The sequence below is a fragment of the Streptomyces sp. PTL18 genome, from assembly GCF_059510295.1.
Genome location: NZ_JCAJZO010000008.1, coordinates 36,678 through 55,355, shown reverse-complemented (window position 1 = coordinate 55,355; position 18,678 = coordinate 36,678). Strand labels below are relative to the sequence as shown.

At 70.6% G+C, this 18,678-nt stretch carries 24 protein-coding genes; 6 read left to right on the top strand and 18 right to left on the bottom strand.

The genetic code is table 11. The annotated features are described in order from the left end of the window. Positions 1–86: 86 nt before the first annotated feature. The 4 genes from AC5WS8_RS17330 to AC5WS8_RS17315 form a co-directional block, all read right to left on the bottom strand. Positions 87–611 carry a helix-turn-helix domain-containing protein gene (locus tag AC5WS8_RS17330; RefSeq protein ID WP_496104292.1) on the bottom strand — a complete coding sequence of 175 codons (525 nt, stop codon included), beginning with the start codon at positions 609–611 and terminating at the stop codon, positions 87–89. A 240-nt stretch (positions 612–851) separates the two neighbouring features. Further along, positions 852–2,000, bottom strand: a complete 1,149-nt coding sequence (locus AC5WS8_RS17325; RefSeq protein ID WP_496104291.1) for a phosphotransferase — start codon at positions 1,998–2,000, stop codon at positions 852–854. Positions 2,001–2,123: 123 nt separating this feature from the next. Next, on the bottom strand, positions 2,124–2,840 hold the full coding sequence (locus tag AC5WS8_RS17320; RefSeq protein WP_496104290.1) for an HAD family hydrolase: 717 nt from the start codon (positions 2,838–2,840) through the stop codon (positions 2,124–2,126). 50 nt (positions 2,841–2,890) lie between these two features. Then, entirely contained in the window at positions 2,891–3,772 is an 882-nt protein-coding gene (locus tag AC5WS8_RS17315) for a GntR family transcriptional regulator (protein WP_496104289.1), read from the bottom strand. 226 nt (positions 3,773–3,998) lie between these two features. Here AC5WS8_RS17315 and AC5WS8_RS17310 point away from each other — a divergent pair, with 226 nt between their 5' ends. Then, positions 3,999–4,187 carry a hypothetical protein gene (locus AC5WS8_RS17310; protein WP_496104288.1) on the top strand — a complete coding sequence of 63 codons (189 nt, stop codon included), beginning with the start codon at positions 3,999–4,001 and terminating at the stop codon, positions 4,185–4,187. Between the two features lie 5 nt (positions 4,188–4,192). Here the strand turns inward: AC5WS8_RS17310 and AC5WS8_RS17305 are convergent, their stop codons facing one another. The 4 genes from AC5WS8_RS17305 to AC5WS8_RS17290 form a co-directional block, all read right to left on the bottom strand. Next, entirely contained in the window at positions 4,193–5,098 is a 906-nt protein-coding gene (locus AC5WS8_RS17305; protein WP_496104287.1) for a winged helix-turn-helix domain-containing protein, read from the bottom strand. Between the two features lie 287 nt (positions 5,099–5,385). Further along, positions 5,386–6,642: a GNAT family N-acetyltransferase gene (locus AC5WS8_RS17300; RefSeq protein WP_496104286.1), complete on the bottom strand. Its 1,257-nt coding sequence runs from the start codon at positions 6,640–6,642 to the stop codon at positions 5,386–5,388. Positions 6,643–6,798: 156 nt separating this feature from the next. After that, positions 6,799–7,779 (bottom strand): asparaginase, encoded by a 981-nt coding sequence (locus AC5WS8_RS17295; protein WP_496104285.1) that lies wholly within the window; start codon positions 7,777–7,779, stop codon positions 6,799–6,801. Between the two features lie 104 nt (positions 7,780–7,883). Beyond that, a complete protein-coding gene (locus tag AC5WS8_RS17290; protein ID WP_496104284.1) occupies positions 7,884–8,462 on the bottom strand; it encodes an RsiG family protein in 579 nt (192 codons plus the stop codon). Between the two features lie 191 nt (positions 8,463–8,653). Between AC5WS8_RS17290 and dtd the strand changes: the two genes are divergently transcribed. Continuing rightward, complete coding sequence (gene dtd / locus AC5WS8_RS17285; protein ID WP_496104283.1) at positions 8,654–9,079, top strand: D-aminoacyl-tRNA deacylase; 426 nt, start codon at positions 8,654–8,656, stop codon at positions 9,077–9,079. Positions 9,080–9,324: 245 nt separating this feature from the next. On the opposite strand, the gene ygfZ is transcribed toward dtd, so the two are convergent. From ygfZ to AC5WS8_RS17260, 5 genes are all read right to left on the bottom strand, one after another. Further along, positions 9,325–10,290: a CAF17-like 4Fe-4S cluster assembly/insertion protein YgfZ gene (ygfZ, locus tag AC5WS8_RS17280; RefSeq protein ID WP_496104282.1), complete on the bottom strand. Its 966-nt coding sequence runs from the start codon at positions 10,288–10,290 to the stop codon at positions 9,325–9,327. A gap of 10 nt (positions 10,291–10,300) precedes the next feature. Next, a complete protein-coding gene (locus tag AC5WS8_RS17275; RefSeq protein WP_496104281.1) occupies positions 10,301–10,738 on the bottom strand; it encodes a Fur family transcriptional regulator in 438 nt (145 codons plus the stop codon). A gap of 412 nt (positions 10,739–11,150) precedes the next feature. Next, the gene (locus tag AC5WS8_RS17270) at positions 11,151–11,726 is read right to left on the bottom strand and encodes a heme-binding beta-barrel domain-containing protein (protein WP_496104280.1); all 576 of its coding nucleotides are present in this window, start codon (positions 11,724–11,726) and stop codon (positions 11,151–11,153) included. A gap of 209 nt (positions 11,727–11,935) precedes the next feature. Further along, positions 11,936–12,133 (bottom strand): DUF397 domain-containing protein, encoded by a 198-nt coding sequence (locus AC5WS8_RS17265; protein WP_496104279.1) that lies wholly within the window; start codon positions 12,131–12,133, stop codon positions 11,936–11,938. Then, a complete protein-coding gene (locus AC5WS8_RS17260) occupies positions 12,115–12,957 on the bottom strand; it encodes a helix-turn-helix domain-containing protein (protein ID WP_496104278.1) in 843 nt (280 codons plus the stop codon). The genes AC5WS8_RS17265 and AC5WS8_RS17260 overlap by 19 nt, the downstream gene beginning before the upstream one ends. A gap of 177 nt (positions 12,958–13,134) precedes the next feature. Here AC5WS8_RS17260 and AC5WS8_RS17255 point away from each other — a divergent pair, with 177 nt between their 5' ends. From AC5WS8_RS17255 to AC5WS8_RS17240, 4 genes are all read left to right on the top strand, one after another. Then, the gene (locus tag AC5WS8_RS17255; protein WP_496104277.1) at positions 13,135–13,503 is read left to right on the top strand and encodes a hypothetical protein; all 369 of its coding nucleotides are present in this window, start codon (positions 13,135–13,137) and stop codon (positions 13,501–13,503) included. After that, positions 13,500–13,706, top strand: a complete 207-nt coding sequence (locus AC5WS8_RS17250) for a hypothetical protein (RefSeq protein WP_496104276.1) — start codon at positions 13,500–13,502, stop codon at positions 13,704–13,706. The genes AC5WS8_RS17255 and AC5WS8_RS17250 overlap by 4 nt, the downstream gene beginning before the upstream one ends. A gap of 22 nt (positions 13,707–13,728) precedes the next feature. Beyond that, the gene (locus AC5WS8_RS17245; RefSeq protein WP_496104275.1) at positions 13,729–14,091 is read left to right on the top strand and encodes a DsrE family protein; all 363 of its coding nucleotides are present in this window, start codon (positions 13,729–13,731) and stop codon (positions 14,089–14,091) included. Positions 14,092–14,163: 72 nt separating this feature from the next. Beyond that, the gene (locus AC5WS8_RS17240) at positions 14,164–15,855 is read left to right on the top strand and encodes a SpoIIE family protein phosphatase (RefSeq protein ID WP_496104274.1); all 1,692 of its coding nucleotides are present in this window, start codon (positions 14,164–14,166) and stop codon (positions 15,853–15,855) included. 49 nt (positions 15,856–15,904) lie between these two features. Here AC5WS8_RS17240 and AC5WS8_RS17235 read toward each other — a convergent pair whose 3' ends face one another. The 5 genes from AC5WS8_RS17235 to AC5WS8_RS17215 all read right to left on the bottom strand — a co-directional run bounded on the left by AC5WS8_RS17235 (position 15,905) and on the right by AC5WS8_RS17215 (position 18,651). Continuing rightward, positions 15,905–16,162: a DUF3099 domain-containing protein gene (locus AC5WS8_RS17235; protein ID WP_496104273.1), complete on the bottom strand. Its 258-nt coding sequence runs from the start codon at positions 16,160–16,162 to the stop codon at positions 15,905–15,907. 87 nt (positions 16,163–16,249) lie between these two features. Beyond that, positions 16,250–16,537, bottom strand: a complete 288-nt coding sequence (locus AC5WS8_RS17230) for a DUF1416 domain-containing protein (RefSeq protein ID WP_496104272.1) — start codon at positions 16,535–16,537, stop codon at positions 16,250–16,252. A 32-nt stretch (positions 16,538–16,569) separates the two neighbouring features. Continuing rightward, the gene (locus AC5WS8_RS17225; protein ID WP_496104271.1) at positions 16,570–17,415 is read right to left on the bottom strand and encodes a sulfurtransferase; all 846 of its coding nucleotides are present in this window, start codon (positions 17,413–17,415) and stop codon (positions 16,570–16,572) included. A 143-nt stretch (positions 17,416–17,558) separates the two neighbouring features. Further along, positions 17,559–17,639: a putative leader peptide gene (locus tag AC5WS8_RS17220; protein ID WP_355139345.1), complete on the bottom strand. Its 81-nt coding sequence runs from the start codon at positions 17,637–17,639 to the stop codon at positions 17,559–17,561. A 256-nt stretch (positions 17,640–17,895) separates the two neighbouring features. Next, positions 17,896–18,651 (bottom strand): LmeA family phospholipid-binding protein, encoded by a 756-nt coding sequence (locus AC5WS8_RS17215; protein ID WP_496104270.1) that lies wholly within the window; start codon positions 18,649–18,651, stop codon positions 17,896–17,898. Positions 18,652–18,678 lie beyond the last annotated feature (27 nt).

Below are 18,678 nucleotides of genomic sequence, written 5' to 3'. Positions count from 1 at the left end.
CGGCCGTCGTCCCGGTGTTCCGGTGTTCCGGTGTTCCGCCGGTCTTCCGGTGTTCCGGCGGCTGTCCGTGGTCCCGGTGGTCCCGGTCAGCCGGCGGCCTGCCGCGGACCGGCATCTCTGCCGTCGGCCGTGCGGGGGCCGGCGTCGGCGGTGTCCTGGGCGTCGTCCGTATCGTGCGCTTCCTGAGACTGCCGAGCCTCCCGGGCGCGAGCCTCCTGAACCGCCTGGCCGTCCTCGTCCGCCGCGCCGGACCGGGCGATCTCGAAGCCGTTCTCCTTGCGGAAGGACTCGTAGATCTGCAGCAGCACCTGCTTCTGCCGCTCGGTCAGCGTGGGATCGGCGAGGATGACGGCACGCGTCTCCACCTCGTCCCGGTCCCGCTCGGCGTCGAGGATGCCGGCCCGCACGTACAGCGTCTCGGCGGAGATCCGCAGCGCCTTGGCGACCTGCTGCAACACCTCCGCGCTCGGCTTGCGCAGCCCGCGCTCGATCTGGCTCAGATACGGGTTGGACACCCCGGCGGCGTCGGCGAGCTGCCTGAGCGACAACTGCGCGTTGCGCCGCTGCTCGCGCAGGTACTCACCGAGATTGCCGACGTTCAGCGATGCCATGCCTCCACCTTGCACCAGAAGCGCTAACAATTGCAAGCACGCCGCTTGCAAGAGTGCGCCAGGCCGCGCGAATGCCGCACCGCGCCGCCCATCCCACACCGCTCGCGCCGGGGACGGCGGGAGGCGCCGTCGTGCGGACGGGTGACGTCGCAAACCGCTGGTGTGCGCTCGCGTACCCCGACAACGTGTCGCGCTGCCCGGGGTGGAACGCCTCACCGCCGAGCTGGAGGCCCATCCGGCCTACGAGGAGGAACAGTTGACCCCCGCTGCTCGGGTGACCGGGCCTTTGCCGACCTGGGCGGGTCGCACCGCCGCGCGCTGCCAGTCGCGGAGCGCTGCCGTGATCTCGTCCGGGCGCGGAACGGAGTCCAGGCCCAGCGGCTCCGCGGCGGCGGTCAGGACCTGTCGTACCTTCAGGGTCTCCTGGCGGAGGACCGCTTCGCCGGACCCGGGCGGGGAGTCGAGGAACTGGGTGGCACGGACGATGTCCGTGAACACGGACTGGGCCCGCTTGAAGTCGAGCAGTCGCGGCAGGTCCTTCTCCCAGCCGCGCGAGCTGCCGGGCCTCGCCTCCTCCATCACCTCGCACCACCGCTCGGTCATCAGCTCCTGCTGTGCCTCCGGGTAGCGCATCAGGTACAGGTGGGTCGCCAGGTCGTAGAGCGGGTCGCCGAGCAGCGCCAACTCCCAGTCGATGGTCCACAGCCGTCCCCCGCCGTCGACGACGAAGTTCTCCCGGTGCAGATCGGCGTGCAGGAGGCAGAAGGGCCGCTCGCTCAGGCCCGCGACATGCTTCCGGAGGCGTTCGAAGGAGTCCGCGTCCACGCCCAGGGAGGCGAACAGGCCGGGAAACCTCTCCGTGTTCTCCCGGTACACGCGCTCCTCGGCGAAGCAGACGAGCCGGTCGAGGAACCCCCCGGTGTCCCCCTCGGTGGACCGGTCCTCGGGACGGCACTCGCGTTCCACGTCGAGCGACAACTGGGTCACCCCGGCCAGTTCCCGGAAGAGCTGGAGGATCTGATCGGCGAGGTCCCCGGGGACCTCGGTCCCCGACGGGTGGAGCGCGCCCAGGGTCCGCCCCTCGATGAACCGCTGCAGCCGCACTCCCTCGGTCACCTCGATGAGGTCCGGGATGGCGCTGATACGTCCCTGCAGGGCCCGGAGCAGCTTCTCCTCCGAGGCGAAGCACCGGCGGTCGAACCAGAGCAGGTTGCTGCGCGGCTCCCGGCACTTGCCCCGGGTCCGGCCGGGCCCGGCGACCCCGGCGGGCAGCGGGATGACATACGTCTCGTGGTGGTAGCCCTCGAGCGGCCCCTCGACCAGGCTCGGGTCGGCGCTCATCCGGGCGGCGCGGGCCCGTGCGGGGGAGGTGAGACGTTCGGCTGACATCGTTCGTTCCTGGCCTGTGGCGCACCGGTGGTGCGGAGGTGAAGCACGGTACTGGCCCGCGGACGAGCATGCTGTCAGAAACGGGTTGCGCGTGTCGCTCCCGTCACCGGGCGATACGCGGCCTCAGTCCGGCTCGCGCAGCACCCGCAGCACCCGCAGCACCGAGTCCAGCGACCGTACGACCGTCTCGGCGCCCGCCTCGCGCAGCAGCTTCTCCTTGCGGTCGTTGCTCCCGTAGCCGAGGAACGGGACGCCGGCCCGGCGCGCGGCCTCGAGGTCGGCGGCGGTGTCGCCGATCATCAGCGCGCTGCCGGAGGCTGCCCCCATGGCCCGCAGGGCGCGGTTGAGGTGGTAGGGGTCCGGCTTCTGCTGGTGCAGTTCCTGGGTACGGCCGTAGATATGGGGGTCGAAGCAGGGCACGAGGTCACGGTTCTCGAGGTACCGGCGGACCGTGACGCCGGCGTTGTTGGTGGTGACCGCGAGGCGTGCTCCTGTGGAGCTCCAGGTGCGTATCAGCGGATCGGCGTAGGGCGTGGGCCGGGCCGAGGGGACGGCTTTCAGCTCCTCCCGTGTCAGCATCTCCTTCAGCGCGTCGACCAGGTCGCTGTCCGGGTGCCGCTCGTCGACCGTGCGCAGGACGAACTGCGGGTCCGGGTGTGTCCGTTCCTGCTCCGTCAGCAGCCCCTGCAACCCCTGCCGAGCCAGCCACCCCACCATCTCCTGCGCGATCTTCTGCGCGGAGTACCCGGCGAACAACCGGCAGATCGGCCCGTCGAAGTCGAAGAGCACACAGCGCGCACCGTTGATCAGTTCACGCAGCCTTCCCGTCCCTGCCGCCATCGGACCGGTCCGCGTCGTGTCGGAAGTCGCATCAGAAGTCGCATCAGAGGTCACCAGGAAAGTGTCAGGTCCGTGGTGATGGTTTCCCAGAGGGCGTCGAACCACTGCTGTGACTGGTCCACGAACAACGCGTCGCGCTGGCCCGTGCGGCGTTCGAAGGAGAAGAGGAGCGAGGTGGCGCCGAGCGTGTCGTACATCTCGAGCGTCCGGCTGTTCACCTCCTCCTCGCGCCGGGTGAGCATGTAGTACGCCATCAGGGCCTCGGCGCCGTTGAGGAGGTAGAGCTTCACCGGTGGGGTGAAGGGCAGCGCCCGGAAGGTCACACGGACGTCGATGCCGTGCGACGAGCGCAGGGCCAGGAGGTTGTGGCGCAGCACGTGGCCCTGGGCGTTGCGCTGTTCGAGCCAGCGCTGGTGGACCGGGTCCCCGTCGTCGCCCGGGTTGTCGACCGAGATCGGGAACGCCAGGTTGATCTTCCGGGAGGGCAGCAGGATCCGCACGTCGATCGACCGGGGGCGGATGCGGCCCTCGTGGATCTGCCGGAGCGGTTCTCCCAGGGCCAGCATCAGGGTCTCGGCGGTCAGGCAGGCGGCGTCGACGCGCACCTGCGAGGCGGCGAACGCCTCCGCGAGCCTCGGCGCGAGCGCCACCATCGTCGGCTGCGGCTCGTCGCCGGTCGGCGAGTGTTCGGCGATCCGGGGCGGGCTGCCCCGGCTGACGCTGCTGAGCAGGCCGTCGTCCTGGAGGGCGCGCAGCGCCTGGCGGACCGTACCCCGCTCGACCCCGAACTCCTCGGCGAGTTCGGCCTGGGTCGGCAGACGCTCGCCCGGCTTCAGGTCTCCCGTGCGGATGCGGTTCCGCAACTCGTCGGCGATCTCCTGGGCCGAGCGCCTTCTGCCGTTCACTGCGACGTTCTCCTGGGTCACGACCAAACGCTACAACCCCCGTCCATCTACCGGGAGTTGTTTGAAAGTTGTTTATAAGGACCGGCCAACTGGGGATAACTTAATCATAGTTGGTTGCCAACTTGCAAGAGTTGGCGGAGGGTGCTCCTCCTCTCACACATCGTCCGCAGGTAGTCCCCGGATGCAGACTGCTCGATCCCCTCTGTCCCGCCACCCGGATCCCCGAGGTCCGCCCCCTGGAAAGAGGTCCGCCATGCCCGCCCTCGCCCTGTTCTCCGCCCTCCTCGTCGTCGGATTCGACCAGTTCGTCCAGTGGAAGTACGGGACGATCGGCATCATCGGGCTGACGCTGCTCATGGTCGGGCTCAAGGCCAACAGTCCCGCCTGCAGCTCCGTAGGAGCCGTCGTCCTCGCCCTGCTGGTCGCCCAGCCGGCACTCTGACCGGGTCAGGCAGACCCCGGATCCAGCTCCGAGCTGATCGTCTCCCACAGGGCGTTGAACCACAGGTGCGACTGTTCCACGAACGTCGTGTCCCGCAGCCCGGCCCCCTGCGCGAACGGGAACAGCATCGACCGGGTGCCCTCCGCGTCGTACAGCTGCAGCGGCTCCTGGTCGATCTCCTCCTCGCGCCGGGTCAGCGTGTAGTACGCGAAGAGCGCCTCCACGCCGTTGAGCAGGTACAGCTTCACCGGGGGCGTGAAGGGCAGGGCACGGAAGGAGACGTGCACGTCGATGCCGTGGGTGCTGCGCAGCGCCAGCAGGTTGTGCCTGAGGACCTGGCCCTGGGCGTTGCGCTGGGCCAGCCAGCGGCGGTGCAGACGGTCGCCGTCCGTGCCTTCCACCGGGGTGGGGAACGCCAGGTCGATACGGCCGCTGGGCAGCAGCACGCGTACGTCGACCTTGGCCGGTTCCATACGTCCCGCGTGAATCTCGCGCAACGGCTCGCTCATCGCGAGCGTCAGCGACACCGCGGTCAGGCACAGGGCGTCGATCTCCACGTGCGGGGCCGCGAAGGCGGCGGATATCCGCGGGGCCAGCGCCACCATCGTGGGCTGCGGCCGGGCCTGCGGCCCGGCCTGCGCCCTCCCCGCGTGCTGCGCCACGGTCGCCGGGCTGCCCTTGGAGACGTTGGTGAGCAGGTGCTCGGTCCGCAGGATGCGCAGCGCCTCGCGTACGGCTCCCCGCTCCACTCCGAACTCGTCCGCCAGCTCGGCCTGCGTGGGCATGCGCTGACCCGGTCGCAGCACCCCCGCCCTGATCCGGCTGCGCAACTCGTCGGCCACGTCCTGGTGCGATCTCCGCGGCCGTTGCGACTTCTTCCGCCCGCCCGCGGCAGCGTGTTCCGGCTCCACGACCGAACACTACAACTTCACGCCATCTTGCGGCAGTTCTGAAGAAGGTGGTTATGAGACGACTCCAAGCGGAGATAAGTGAGATGGAGTTGGTCGCCAACTTCAGCAAAGTTGAACGAGCTTGAGCGTTCCTGACCGACATGGTCGTACAAGTGACCGGGCTCCCTTCCGGAGGGGAGCCGGGAGCCCGGCCGGCACCACCACAACCACAACTGAATCGCTACGGATGCACCAGCCCAGCAGTCACCACCCGCACGGAAGGAGCACCACTCAGGAGCCCGTGGGGCTCAGAAGATGTCCGGGCACCACGGTCGCCTGGAGGTACGCAACAGGGCGTCGGCGACGGAGGCGGCGCCCTCTTGCTGTTCCCGTATCCGTCCGAGCGCCGTGAGCCGCACCGCGGACTCGTCACCCAGCCACAGGGTCGCCAACTCGCCCACCGGCAGGGTCAGCTGGGGCTCCTGGTCGGTCGGCCGGCACTCGGCGCCGTCCGGCCCGGCCTGGAGCCGGTAGCGGCCGCCGGCGAGTCCGGCCTCGTCGGCCACTTCGAGGACGAGCGTGCCGGACGTCGCGTACGTGCGTGCCTCCAGGGCGCGTACGACGTCGAGGATCCGTACCCAGAGCACGTCCGCGTACGTGGTGAGGCGGGCCGCGCGCGGGTCGGGGAGGAAGTGGGGCAGCAGGTCGTCCGGGGCGCGGTGTCCGGACTTCACGGTGGTGACCCAGTCCAGCGAGCACAGGTAGTGCCACAGGGCGCGCTCGGCGGAGGGGCTGGTGGTGATCAGGCCCTTGACGGTCGCGGTCTGCCGGGGCCGCTTGTCGTCGCCCCAGTGGTCGTCGCAGACATAGGCGGCCAGACCGTCGATCTCGCCGGAGGCGGAGCGGTGGACGGCGTAGAAGGGTTCCGTCCAGGAGTGGTCGTCGAAGCGCAGGGCGCCCGTGTTGAACTGCCACCAGCGGTCGTTGCGGGAGATCGCGCCGGGCGTGGCGCGACGGAAGCGCTCGTGCAGCTCGGGGCCGAGTTTGCGGACGTCGTCCGCATCCACGAGGTCGATACGTCCGTCGTCGGGAACCGGGCGGTGGCGGTCGAGGCCGGTGCGGGGGACGTCGATGGTCCACTCGGCGATGTGGGCGGCGGGGCCGAAGCCGTAGCGGCCGTAGATGGGGTATTCGGCGGCGACGAGGGTGGCGACGACGTCGCCGCGTTCCTTCGCGGCGGCGAGGTCGAGGGCCATCATGCGGGTCAGAAGGCCACGGCGGCGGTGGGTTGCGGTGACGGAGACGTTGGTGACGGCGTCGGCGGGGACCGGTGCGCCGCCGACGGCGGTCAGCTCCTGGGGGAAGGAGCGGAAGGTGGCGACACAGCGGGCGTCGTCGAAGGCCGCGAGGGTGCGGGCGGGAACGATGTTGCCGCCGCGTACGGCGAGTTCGTGGTCGGAGACGTGGGGGGAGCGGAGGAACCCGGTGTGCAGGGCACGGATCCAGTCGGGGATCTCGGAGTCGGTGATGGGACGGACGTCGAGGTCCTGAGGAGCGCGGCTCATGGGGCCACGGTAGGAGGGCGGGGGCGGGGGTGTCGCGCGGATTTACGGCTGCGCGGTGGCGCGCGGATTCAGGCTGCGCGGTGCCGCGCGGATTTCAGGCTGCGCTCCCGGGCCCCGCCAGTGGTGTCCGGCCTTCCCGCCAGGTCCCCGACCGGCTCAGAACACCGCCCGTATCTCCCCCACCTCGCGGCCCCCGCCCAGTAGCGGTGCCCTGCCGATCCGCCGGCCCACCGGGGCCTCGACCCCTATCAGGGCCAGTGCCCTGGACAGGACCGGGCCCAGGGTCCGGGCCGCGCCGTCGTCGATCTTGAAGGCCAGGGCGCGGCCGTCCGGGAGGGCCACCGCCTGGACCGCCTCCGCGCCCATCTTCGACAGGGTGCCCGGGATCTCGCGCATCAGCCAGGTGTCGGGGCGTCGCGTGCCCGCCACGTACTCGGGGTGTGCCCGCATCGCGTCCGCCACGCGGCGTTCCGCCGTGCCCGGGGCCGCCAGGACGAAGGAGCGGTAGGCGCGGGCCAGGCCGGTGAGGCTGATCGCCGTCAGCGGCGCCCCGCAGCCGTCCGTGCCCACCGCCGCCACCGGCTCCCCGGCCGCTTCCTCCACCACGGAGTGGATCAGCTGCTGGAGCGGGTGCGCGGGGTCGAGGTACGTCTCCAGCGGCCAGCCCCGCAGCGCGCACGCCGCCAGCATCGCCGTGTGCTTGCCGGAGCAGTTCATGGTGACCCGCTCGCGTACGGCGCCCGAGGCCAGGTACGCCTCCGCCTCCTGCGGGTCCAGCGGCAGGTCCGGCGGGCACTGGAGGCGGTCGGCGGTCAGTCCGTGCTCCGCCAGCATCTTCCGCACCAGGTCCAGGTGGAACGTCTCGCCCGAGTGGCTCGCCGCCGCGAGCGCGAGCCGCTCCCCCGTGAGCTCCAGGCCCGCACGCAGCACACCGGCCGCCTGCATCGGCTTGTTCGACGAGCGCGGGAAGACGGGCGCCGTCACGTCACCGAGCGCGAACTCCACGGAACCGTCCTCGGCGAGCACCACCAGACTCCCCCGGTGGTGCCCCTCGACGAACCCCGACCGCACCACCTCGGCGAGCACCGGGGGTGCGGCGGGCCGGGCGGACACGGAGGGCCGGGCGGAGGTCGACATGGGGTGGCTGCCCTTCGGGACGGGGACCTGGCCGGCACGGCCCGGGACGGGCTCCCTCCCAGGTGGCGGGCACGCCAGGGCCCCGGTGTACCGGGGCCCTGGCGTCACACGAGCAGGTCGTCGACTTGTGCTTCCCCTTCACGGTACCTGCGGGCGATTTCGGCACTGCAGTCGTCCGCCGTGCGCTGCAGTTTCTGCCGCCGCCGGGACACCTGCTGCTCGTACCGCACGAGCCGCCCCATCCCCGCGCCCAACTCCGCATCGGTGCGCGCCTGGAGGTCCGACAGCTCCACCTCGGCGAGCATCTCGGCCGCCAGCCGCCGGTACTCCTCGCCGTGCGGTGTGCCGAGCGTCACATGCCGGGCCGAGGACCGCTGGCGGGCGGGGGCGTCCTTGAGGATCTCCGGAAGCCGCTGCATGACCCCGTCGGGGGCCGCGCCGCCCCCGCGCCGGGCCAGCTCCGCGCGCAGGATGTCGATACGGCCCTGCAACAGCCGCCGCACGTAGCTGAGGTCCGCCTCGTCCCGCTGGGCGTCCCGGCGCAGCGCGCGCAGCTCCGGCAGCCCCAGGACGGACAGATCGGGCCCGGGCAGCGGGGGACTGTCCGTGCGCTGCACGGGTGCCCGGCACTCCGCCATGGTCGCCGTACGGGCGGGCTGCTGCCCGGTGCTCGGTGTGCTCATGTACCTACCGTCCCCTCGACCGGCGCGGCACCCCCCACGGATGCGCCGCTAACACACGCATCGTGCCACTGCAAGTAGCCGTAATGTGGCCAAGTGACCATGGACAGCCCAGATGGGGGTGTTGATGGTCAAGAAGGGACGACCAGTCGGCCCATCCCGGCGCCGTCGGACGGCACGGCATCATGGTCCTCATGCGTGCGGTGGTGCAGAGGGTCGACGGCGCGAGCGTCGTCGTGGACGGCGAGACGGTCGGCGAGATCAGCGGCGAGGGGCTGTGCGTGCTCGTCGGGGTGACGCACGACGACACCAAGGAGAAGGCGGCCCAGCTCGCCCGCAAGCTGTGGTCGATCCGCATGCTGCACGACGAGAGGTCCTGCTCCGACGTCGACGCGCCGCTGCTGGTGATCAGCCAGTTCACGCTGTACGGCGACGCCCGCAAGGGGCGCCGCCCGACCTGGAACGCGGCCGCCCCCGGCGACGTCGCCGAGCCGCTGGTGGACGAGGTGGTCGCGCAGCTGCGGGCGCTGGGGGCGACGGTGGCCACGGGGCGGTTCGGGGCGAGTATGCGCGTGTCGCTCACCAATGACGGGCCGTTCACGGTGCTGCTCGAGCTTTAGGGGCCCCTGCACTGCGCCCGCCCGGGTCGCGCGGCCCGGCGCCGCACTCCCCCAAGCCCTTCGAGCAGCGGCCCCGGCGCCCACCGTGCCGCCCCTGGGGCTCCCCCAGGCCGTCAAGGCTCGGGGGAGGCGGACTGTCCGCAGCCGGGGCACGGCACAGCCGACGGCACCGCGGCTCCCCCGGGAGGCGCGGGAGGCGCGGGGAACTGCGCGATCAGCCACGACCGACCCGCAGTCGCGACTACCTACGGCTGAACCACGACCTCCTGTGCGGCCGCTGTCTCTCCGGCCAGGAGCCTCGCATCCACCGGCACGTTCCGTTTGACCAGGGCCAGGGCGATCGGGCCCAGTTCGTGGTGGCGTACCGAGGTCGTCACGAAGCCGATCCTGCGGCCGTCGGGGCCGTCGTCCGCGAGGCGCAGTTCCGTGCCGTGCGGGGGCAGGTGGACCTCGCTGCCGTCGAGGTGGAGGAAGACCAGGCGGCGCGGCGGCTTGCCCAGGTTCTGGACGCGGGCCACCGTCTCCTGGCCGCGGTAGCAGCCCTTGTGGAGGTGGACGGCCGAGCCGATCCAGCCCAGCTCGTGCGGGATGGTGCGGTGGTCGGTCTCGAAGCCCAGACGCGGGCGGTGCTGCTCCACGCGCAGCGCCTCGTGGGCGAGGATGCCGGCCGCGGGACCGTTCTTCTCCGCATAGGACTCCAGGTCCGTGCGCGGGAGGAACAGGTCGCGGCCGTAAGGGGTCTCGCGGACCACGACACCCTCGGGGGCCTCGGCGATGGAACCGGCCGGCAGGTGCACCACCGCGAAGTCGTCCGTGCGGTCGGCGACTTCCACGCGGTAGAAGAACTTCATCGACTCCAGGTACGCGATCAGCGCGCCCTGGGTGCCGGGCTCGACGTGCGCCCAGACCCTCTCGCCGTCGTCGACCAGGTACAGCGCGTGCTCGATGTGGCCGTTCGCGGAGAGGATCAGCGCCTCGGTGGCCTGGTGTGGGGGCAGTTCGCTGACGTGCTGGGTGAGCAGCAGGTGCAGCCAGCTCAGCCGGTCCTCTCCGCTGACGGTGATGACACCGCGGTGCGAGAGGTCCACGAATCCGGAGCCGTCGGCGAGGGCGCGCTGCTCGCGGAACAGGTCGCCGTAGTGGGCGGCGACGCCTTCGTCCACGCCCTCGGCGGGGACGGCGCCGGGCAGGGACAGCAGGGGACTCTTCATGGTCTCAAGCCTACGACGGGGTAGTTGAAGTCTTGAGGGAACAGTCCCTGCACCGGCCGAAGATCGCGAAGTGCTTCATGTCCGTGTCGAAGCCGAACGTCTCGCGCAGCTTGGCCGTGAACTCGGACGCCACCGCGACGTCCGCCTCGATCACGTTCTGGCAGTCCCGGCAGACCAGGTGGATGTGATGGTGCCGGTCGGCCAGGTGGTAGGTGGGAGCGCCGTGGCCCAGGTGGGCATGGCTGACCAGCCCCAGTTCCTCCAGGAGTTCCAGGGTCCGGTAGACGGTGGAAATGTTGACCCCCGACGCGGTCTTCCTCACCTCGCCGAGGATGTCGTCGGGGGTCGCGTGCTCCAGGGTGTCCACGGCTTCGAGCACGAGTTGCCGCTGCGGGGTCAGCCGGTAGCCGCGCTGCCGCAGATCACTCTTCCAGTCGGTGCTCACCACGCCGTCCAGTCTAGGGCTCCGTCACGAAGCCGGGCCGGGTCGCAACGGCGGTGCCCCCGTCATCCGGGCGGATGTGCGGTGCGACGTGCAACGAACACGGGCCCCGAAGGGCAAGGCGCTGCCACCCCGCGGGCAGAGGCACCGGGTCCGGCTCACGCCGGTCACGGTCCGTACCTCCTCAGCCGTTCTTCGGGGCGCCGTCGGCGGCCGGCGCCCGTGCGCCCACGGTGGTCGAGCGCCGCGATCGCCTCAGGGTCCACCAACCCTGCTGAGCCCCGGCGTACCGACGTGGTCCCGCCCCGCCTCCCGGCCTGGCGCCAGGACGCGTACGCGTGAACCAGTGGGTCGATGCCGCTGTCCGACAACGAACGGCCCCGCGGATGCCCGCGAGGCCCTCTCCTTGTCGCTTGCCCTACTTGAAGAACGCGATGCCGTCGTCCGGGAGGTCGTCCGGAAGGGCCTTCGCCCAGCGCTCGACGTCCTCCGGGGTGACGACCTTCTTCAGGTGCGCCGACATGTACGGGCGCAGCTCGACCTCCGGCGTCTGCTTCTCGCCGACCCACATCAGGTCGCTCTTGACGTAGCCGTACAGGCGCTTGCCGCCGGTGTACGGGCCCGAGGCCGCCGTACGGGCCACCGCGTCCGTCGCCAGATCGATCTGCGGCTTCTTGTCCGCCAGCTCGCCGTACCAGACCTCGACGACGCCGTCGTTGCGGACCATGGTCACCTCGACCCTGCGCTCCGCGTCGATCCGCCAGTAGCCGGACTCCGACTCCAGCGGCCTGACCTTGTTCCCGTCGCCGTCCAGCACCCAGGTGTGCGAGCGGTACTCCAGGAAGTCCCGCCCGTCGTGGGTGAAGGACACCTCCTGCCCGAAGTTGCACTTCTCGGCACCGGGGAAGTCGTGCACACCCGCGCCGGTCCAGTTGCCGAGCAGGAAGGCGAGCGGGACGAGGTCCTTGTGCAGGTCGGACGGGATCTCGATCATGAGCTGCTTTTCGTCGTGGAGGGCGTAGGGGTCAGCGCTGGCCCTGGAAGAGCTTCTTCACGGTCAGTCCGGCGAAGGCGAGCACGCCGACGCAGACCAGGACCAGCAGGGTTTCGAAGAAGATCTCCACGGGGTGCTCCTCGGATGAGCGCGGTACACGTACACAGGGCCAGGTCCCACTGTAGTCGGGTGGGACCCGAGCCTCTTTGTCAGGTCCGCTTGACCTCGTCGATGAAACGGGTCCATGCGGCGGCCTCGAAGACGAGGGTGCCGCATGCCGGGTCCTTGCTGTCGCGGACGGGGACGACGGAGGGGAGGTCGGGGGCGATCTCGACGCAGTTGCCTCCGTCGGAGTTGCTGTAGCTGCTCTTGCGCCAGGTCGCGGTGCTCAGGTCGATCGCTCGCACGGCACTTCCTCCAACATCCGCAGGATGAACTTCCGCGACTCGGCAGGCCCCAGAGCCACGTCACGTACGGAATCATAGGTGCGGTGCAGGCGCTCAACCCTGCCTGTTTCTTCGACGAGTTCACCCCGTACGTCGTTCTCGGCGTACGCCACCGTACGGCCGTCCAGCAGGCGCAGGAACATCACGTCAGTACTGTCCAGGCCGTGAAGTCCGGTGCCGAACGGCAGCACGTGAAGGGTGACATGCGGACGCTCTGAAGCCTCCGCCAGGTGCTCCAGTTGCTCCTTCCACGCTCGAGTGTCGCGCGGCGTGTTTCGCAGCACCGCTTCAGAGAGAAGGACACGGAACGGCGGTGCCTCATCCCCCTCCAGCACCTTTCGCCGGCCAATGCGGGCCTCGACCTGCTGATCCAGTTCTTGCCCCTTGAAACCGCCCGCCGCGAGGGCCTCACGCGCGTACCCGGCCGTCTGAAGCAGTCCGGGTGGCCTGCTCACCGAGTACTGCCACAGGCTCACCGCCTCCGCCTCCAACATCATGTACCGCCGGTACTGCTCCTTGAACTGCGACGGATCCCCCACCGCCAGCTCCCACAGCGCCAGCAGCAACCCCGGAGTCCCGTAGTACTGGTCCAGCGCCTGTACGACCTCCGGGCCGCCCAGTGTCTGGCCGCTCTCCATCTTTCCGAACTGGGAGGCGTCCCAGCCGACCGCCTTCGCCAGCTCCCGCAGGCTCAGGCTCCGCTCCGTCCGCAGCAGCCGTAGCTCCTCCGCGAACCGCTTCCTCGGCTCCTGGCTGCGTCCCGTGATCACCCGTCGAGGCGGCATCGCGCTCCTCCATGCGAGAGAGCCGTGGAAGGTGTGGAAAAAGCACCGACTGGCGGAGAAGCAGACCTCGTCCACGGCGTTTCGGCCCTGCTCGGGGGCCATGCTCGTAACGTCCGACCACGCAGCGTAGTTCACGTGTCGCGCTGCGCGCAGGCGTTGTGGAAAGGAAGAGAACCGATGACGGCCCTGGAACGCGGAGCACTCCTCTACGACCCGGCCACGCGCAAGGTGGGCGAGTACCGGGCCAGATCAGGGCCGTACGCGATGCTGCGCCCGGTCGGTGGTGGCCGGGAGTGGCAGGCGGACCCCGCCGCCCTGCGCCCCGCCACCCAGCGGGAGCGGCTCAGCGCCGGGGTGCGGGCGGCGAACGAGCGGGCCCGGGCCGCCGACGACACCAGCCGCCCTCCCCTGCCGGTCCGGGGCTGCGCCAAGTGCGAGGAGCTGGCCGGTTCACGGGAGGCCGCACGGGCGGTGCACGACCGCAGTGCCGAGACCGACGCCAACGTGCTGCTGCGTCAGCACCAGCGAAAGGAGCACCGCCCATGACCGACCGGCAGCGGCCCGCCCACGCGCAGGAGTACCCGGCCTTCGCACTGCCTCCCTTCTCACCCGTCCACGGGCCCAAGCCGCCAAAAACGCCCCCTCCCGCACGCGTCCGCACCCGTACCCGCCGCCGTGTCCGACCCGACGGCGCCTGCGAGCCCCGGCTGCGCCCGGGCCCGGACGCGCCGCGGGTCGAGGCGACGTGACGGCCGGGACTACGCTTTCGGCATGGCCAACAAGCTCGTGATCAAGGTGACGGCGGGGGCCGATGCGCCCGAGCGCTGCTCTCAGGCGTTCACGGTGGCGGCGGTCGCCGTCGCCAGCGGCGTGGACGTCTCGCTCTGGCTGACCGGTGAGTCGTCGTGGTTCGCGCTGCCGGGACGGGCCGCCGAGTTCGAGCTGCCGCACGCCGCGCCGCTGCCCGACCTGATCGAGTCGGTCCTGGCGGCCGGCCGGATCACCCTGTGCACGCAGTGCGCGGCCCGCCGCGAGATCACGGAGAAGGACGTCATCGAGGGCGTACGCATCGCGGGGGCGCAGGTCTTCGTACAGGAGGCACTGGCGGAGGACACCCAGGCGCTCGTGTACTGACCCGACCGGCCGCAGGACGCGTCGCCTCCGCCTCACGGGGAACTCCGACGAAGGGGGGAGTGGAGGCCGACCATGACGGACCCCGAGGCAACGGGCATACCCGATGAGGTCGCCAGTGCGCTGGAGGCTCTGGGGGTCGGCGCGTACCTGAACGACGAGCGCGGGTGCATCCTTCACGCCAACACCCGGGCCGAGCAGCTCGTCGCCCGGCCGCTCGCCGAGCTGCTCGGGCAGGACGCACACGACGCGCTGCACCGCACCCGCCACGGGGCGACCATGCCGAGGGCCCAGTGCCGGATGCGGCAGGCCATCCTGGCCGGACGCCCGGCGCAGGGCGGCGAGGAGTGGGTGGAACGCGGCGACGGCTCCCTGCTGCAGATCTCGTGGCTGGCGACGCCCTTCCGCATCGGTGACCGGCGCCTCGACGGCACCCTCGTCCTCTTCCACCCGTCCGGCGAGGAGCAGTCGCCCGGTGAACGCGGGGAGCGGGTCACCGCGTCGCTCTCGGAGCTGGATCGGCTGGCGCTGCTGGCCGAGACCACCACGACGCTGAGCTCCACCCTGGACGTCGACGAGGCGATGGACCGGCTGGTGAACCTGGTCGTGCCCCGCCTCGCGGACTGGGCCGTCATCGACCTCATCACCGAACGCGACGAGGTGCGGCGCTTCGCCGTCGTGCACGCGGAGAACGGGGTCCTGGTGCACCGGGAAGACCTCGAGGGAGCGATGCCACCGGTGCCCGAGGAGTCCCCGATGCCCCTGTCCCGGGCCCTGCGGGGCGTGGCGTCCACGCTGGCCGGGCCGGAGACCTACCAGGGCCCGCCGGACTCGGGCATCGCGGTGGAGCAGCGCCGCCTGTTCGAGGCGACCGGCATGCACTCGGCCGCCATCGCTCCCATCCGCACCGTGCGGGAGGTGCTGGGAGCCCTGACCCTCGGCCGCTCCGAACGGCCCGAGCGGTTCACCCCGGCGAACATCGCGCTGCTCGAGGACATCACCCGGCGTGCCGGGCTGGCCCTGGAGAACGCGCGTCTGTACCAGCAACAGCGCAAGGTCGCCGAGACCATGCAGCGCTATCTGCTGCCCCAGCTGCCCCGCGTGCAGGGATTCGCGATGACCGCCCGCTACCTGCCCGCGCCGGACGCCTCACAGGTCGGCGGCGACTGGTACGACGCCTTCACCCTGGCGGACGGCGCCATGGCCGTGGTCGTCGGCGATGTGGTCGGACACGACCTGGACGCCGCGGCGGGCATGGCACAGTTGCGCAACATCCTCCGCGCCTATGCCTGGTCGGAGGAGAAACCACCGAGCAAGATCGTCGAGTGGCTGGACCAGGCGTCCCTGTCCATCGCCGAGGTCCCCCTGGCCACCATGGTGTTCGCCCGCATGACCATAGCCTGCGACGGGCACTGCGAACTGTGCTGGACCAATGCCGGGCATCCGCCGCCCCTGCTGGTCAGCCACGAAGGCGTGACCCGCTACCTCACCGACGGGCACGGCGTCCTCCTGGGCCTCGCGCCGGAGCAGAAGCGCGACGACGCGACCGTGCTGCTGCCGCCCGGATCCACCCTCGTGCTGTACACCGACGGGCTGATCGAATCCCCCGGTCACTCCCTCGACGAGGGTCTGGAGCGGCTGCGCCGCACCGCCGCGTCCCTGGCCCACCGCGACCTGGCCCCCTTCACCGACCACCTGCTGGAGCGGGCCCGTCCGACGCACAACGACGACGACGTGGCCCTCCTGGCCGTGCGCATCCCCGGCTGAGTCGTCCGGCCGAGTCGTCCGGCCCGGACCGGAACCGCCGTCACCGCCGTCACCGCCGTTTCTTGCCGTCCAGCTCGTCCCACCACTCGTCCGACTGCGGGTCCCCGGACGGGTCGTCCCACCAGCGGTCCTCGGGACCCCGGCGGTTCGCCACGATGGCGGCCAGGGGCGGGATCACCATGGCCACCACGCACATCGCCACGGCCGCCGGAACCGACCAGATGCGCACGACTCCCCAGGCCAGGACGAACAGCACCAGGCAGGTGCCCATCATGGCGAAGTACACGTGACGTCGTCGTGCGTACATACCTTCACTATGCCCCGCGGACATGCGGAAGGACCGCACCCGAGGCGTCCAACCCGTGGGTGCGGCCCTTCAGCCGTGCGGTCCCGCTCAGACCGCGATCGCGACCTCCGCGAGGCCGCCCTTCCGGGCGACGACGGTGCGGTCCGCGGTGCCGCCCGGCACCAGGGCGCGGACGGTCCAGGTGCCCTCGGCCGCGTAGAAGCGGAACTGGCCCGTGGCGGAGGTGGGGACCTCCGCGGTGAACTCGCCGGTCGAGTCCAGGAGGCGGACGTAGCCCGTCACCGGCTCGCCGTTGCGGGTCACCTGGCCCTGGATGGTGGTCTCACCGGGCTTGATCGTCGAGGCGTCGGGGCCGCCGGCCTTCGCTCCACACATGTGCTTCTCCGTCTTTTCCGTAGAGGTCGGTCTTACTTGCCGGCGCCGAGCTCGATCGGCACACCCACGAGGGAGCCGTACTCGGTCCACGAACCGTCGTAGTTCTTGACGTTCTCCTGGCCGAGCAGCTCGTGCAGCACGAACCAGGTGTGCGCGGAGCGCTCACCGATACGGCAGTAGGCGATGGTGTCCCTGGCGAGGTCCACGCCCTCGGCCCGGTACAGCTCCTTCAGCTCCTCGTCGGACTTGAAGGTGCCGTCGTCGTTGGCCGACTTCGACCAGGGGATGTTCCTGGCGCTGGGGACGTGGCCCGGGCGCTGCGACTGCTCCTGCGGCAGGTGCGCGGGCGCGAGCAGCTTGCCGGAGAACTCGTCGGGCGAGCGGACGTCGACCAGGTTCTTGGCGCCGATCGCCTCGACGACCTCGTCGCGGAAGGCACGGATCGAGGCGTCCTGCGGCTTGGCCTTGTACTCGGTGTTGGCGCGCTCGGGCACCTCGGAGCCGTCGACCAGCTCGCGGGCGTCCAGCTCCCACTTCTTGCGGCCGCCGTCGAGGAGACGGACGTCCTCGTGGCCGTAGAGCTTGAAGTACCAGTAGGCGTAGGCCGCGAACCAGTTGTTGTTGCCGCCGTAGAGGACGACCGTGTCGTCGTTGGCGATGCCCTTCTTCGACAGGAGTTCCTCGAACTGCTCCTGGTTGACGAAGTCGCGGCGGACCGGGTCCTGAAGGTCCTGCTTCCAGTCGATGCGGACGGCGTTCTTGATGTGGTTCTTCTCGTACGCCGTGGTGTCCTCGTCGACCTCGACGACGACGACCTTGGGGTCGTCCAGGTGCTGCTCGACCCAGTCGGCGTCTACCAGGACGTCGCTGCGGCTCATGCTTTTTCTCCTCCGGGGCAGTTACGGCGGGGCGTTGCGAGTCAGAAGGGGTGCGGGTACGCGGTGTCGCGGTGGCGTACGCGGCGCACGAGTGGCCCTGTGTCAGGAGCCAGGGCGGCGATACGGGAGTGGAACCCTCCCGCTCAGGAAGTGCGACAGAGCATGGCGGCGACGCGGCACAGGTCTACTGCCCGCCGCTTCGTGAGATCCGCCTGTCGCTGCATGGGGTCGATCGTAGGGACCGGGTGCGGGGCGTGTCACCGGCGTGTCGCATCCTGAGATGCGATCGTCCGGAATGTGGGACAGGATGCGATGCGCGGCGGCCGCCGTCCGGCTCTCCGTCGCGGGGGACCGCCCCCATCTGCGTTACGGACGGGAGTGTCTCACCCATCGGACAATCGGCCTGCGCCCGATCCATGCTCGCCCCGGGGCCCTTGGCCGCCGGTCGCCGGTCGCCGGTCCGCGCGACCGGCAGTCGTCCTACCCGGCGAGACGGACGTGCGAACCCTTCACCGTGATCTCCACGCCCTTCTCGCCGGCCTGGACCCGGTCGAGCTCGATGCCGCCGGGAAGCCGGTCGATGCGCTGCTGGAAGTCGGTGATGGCGCGGATCCGGGAGCCCGCGACCTCCATGCCGGCGAGCCTGGGCAGGCTGTCGGCGTGCACCCTGACGGTGTTGCCCCGGGCGGTGACCGAGCTGAGGACGTAGACCGGGTTCGGCAGCTTGATGCCGAGGGCGGGCGCCTCGACCTTCACCGCGACCTTGATCTTCCCGTTGCCGCCGTCGGACAGGCCGATCACCCGGGCGGTGACGCCGGGGGCGACATCGGTGGGCTGTGACGTGGCGGTCTTCAGCAGCTCGTCGTAGGTGATGAGCGCGGTGCCGGTGGCGGTGGCCGCGGTCGCGGAGCTGTAGCCGCCGGAGAACGTCACGTCCTTCATCGAGGCGTTCAGGTCGTCGATGCGGATCTTCTCGGAGCCGGAGCCGGAGCCGTTGACGGTGGTCGCCTCGTAGTCCTTTATGCCGACCTCGACGTCGTCCAGCCGACCGGAGACGACCTGGGTCAGGAAGGGGAAGCCCTTGATGGACACGTCCGGGGTGGTGGTCAGGTTCTCCGTGGTCCTGAGCTTGTCGGCCGCCTCGTTCTGCGCGAAGTGGACCGCGACACGGTCCGCGATGACGAACAGGCCGCCCAGGACCACGACGAGGATCAGCAGTATTCGCAGTGCTCGCATGCTCGGTTGTCCCCCACGTCGGCAGTC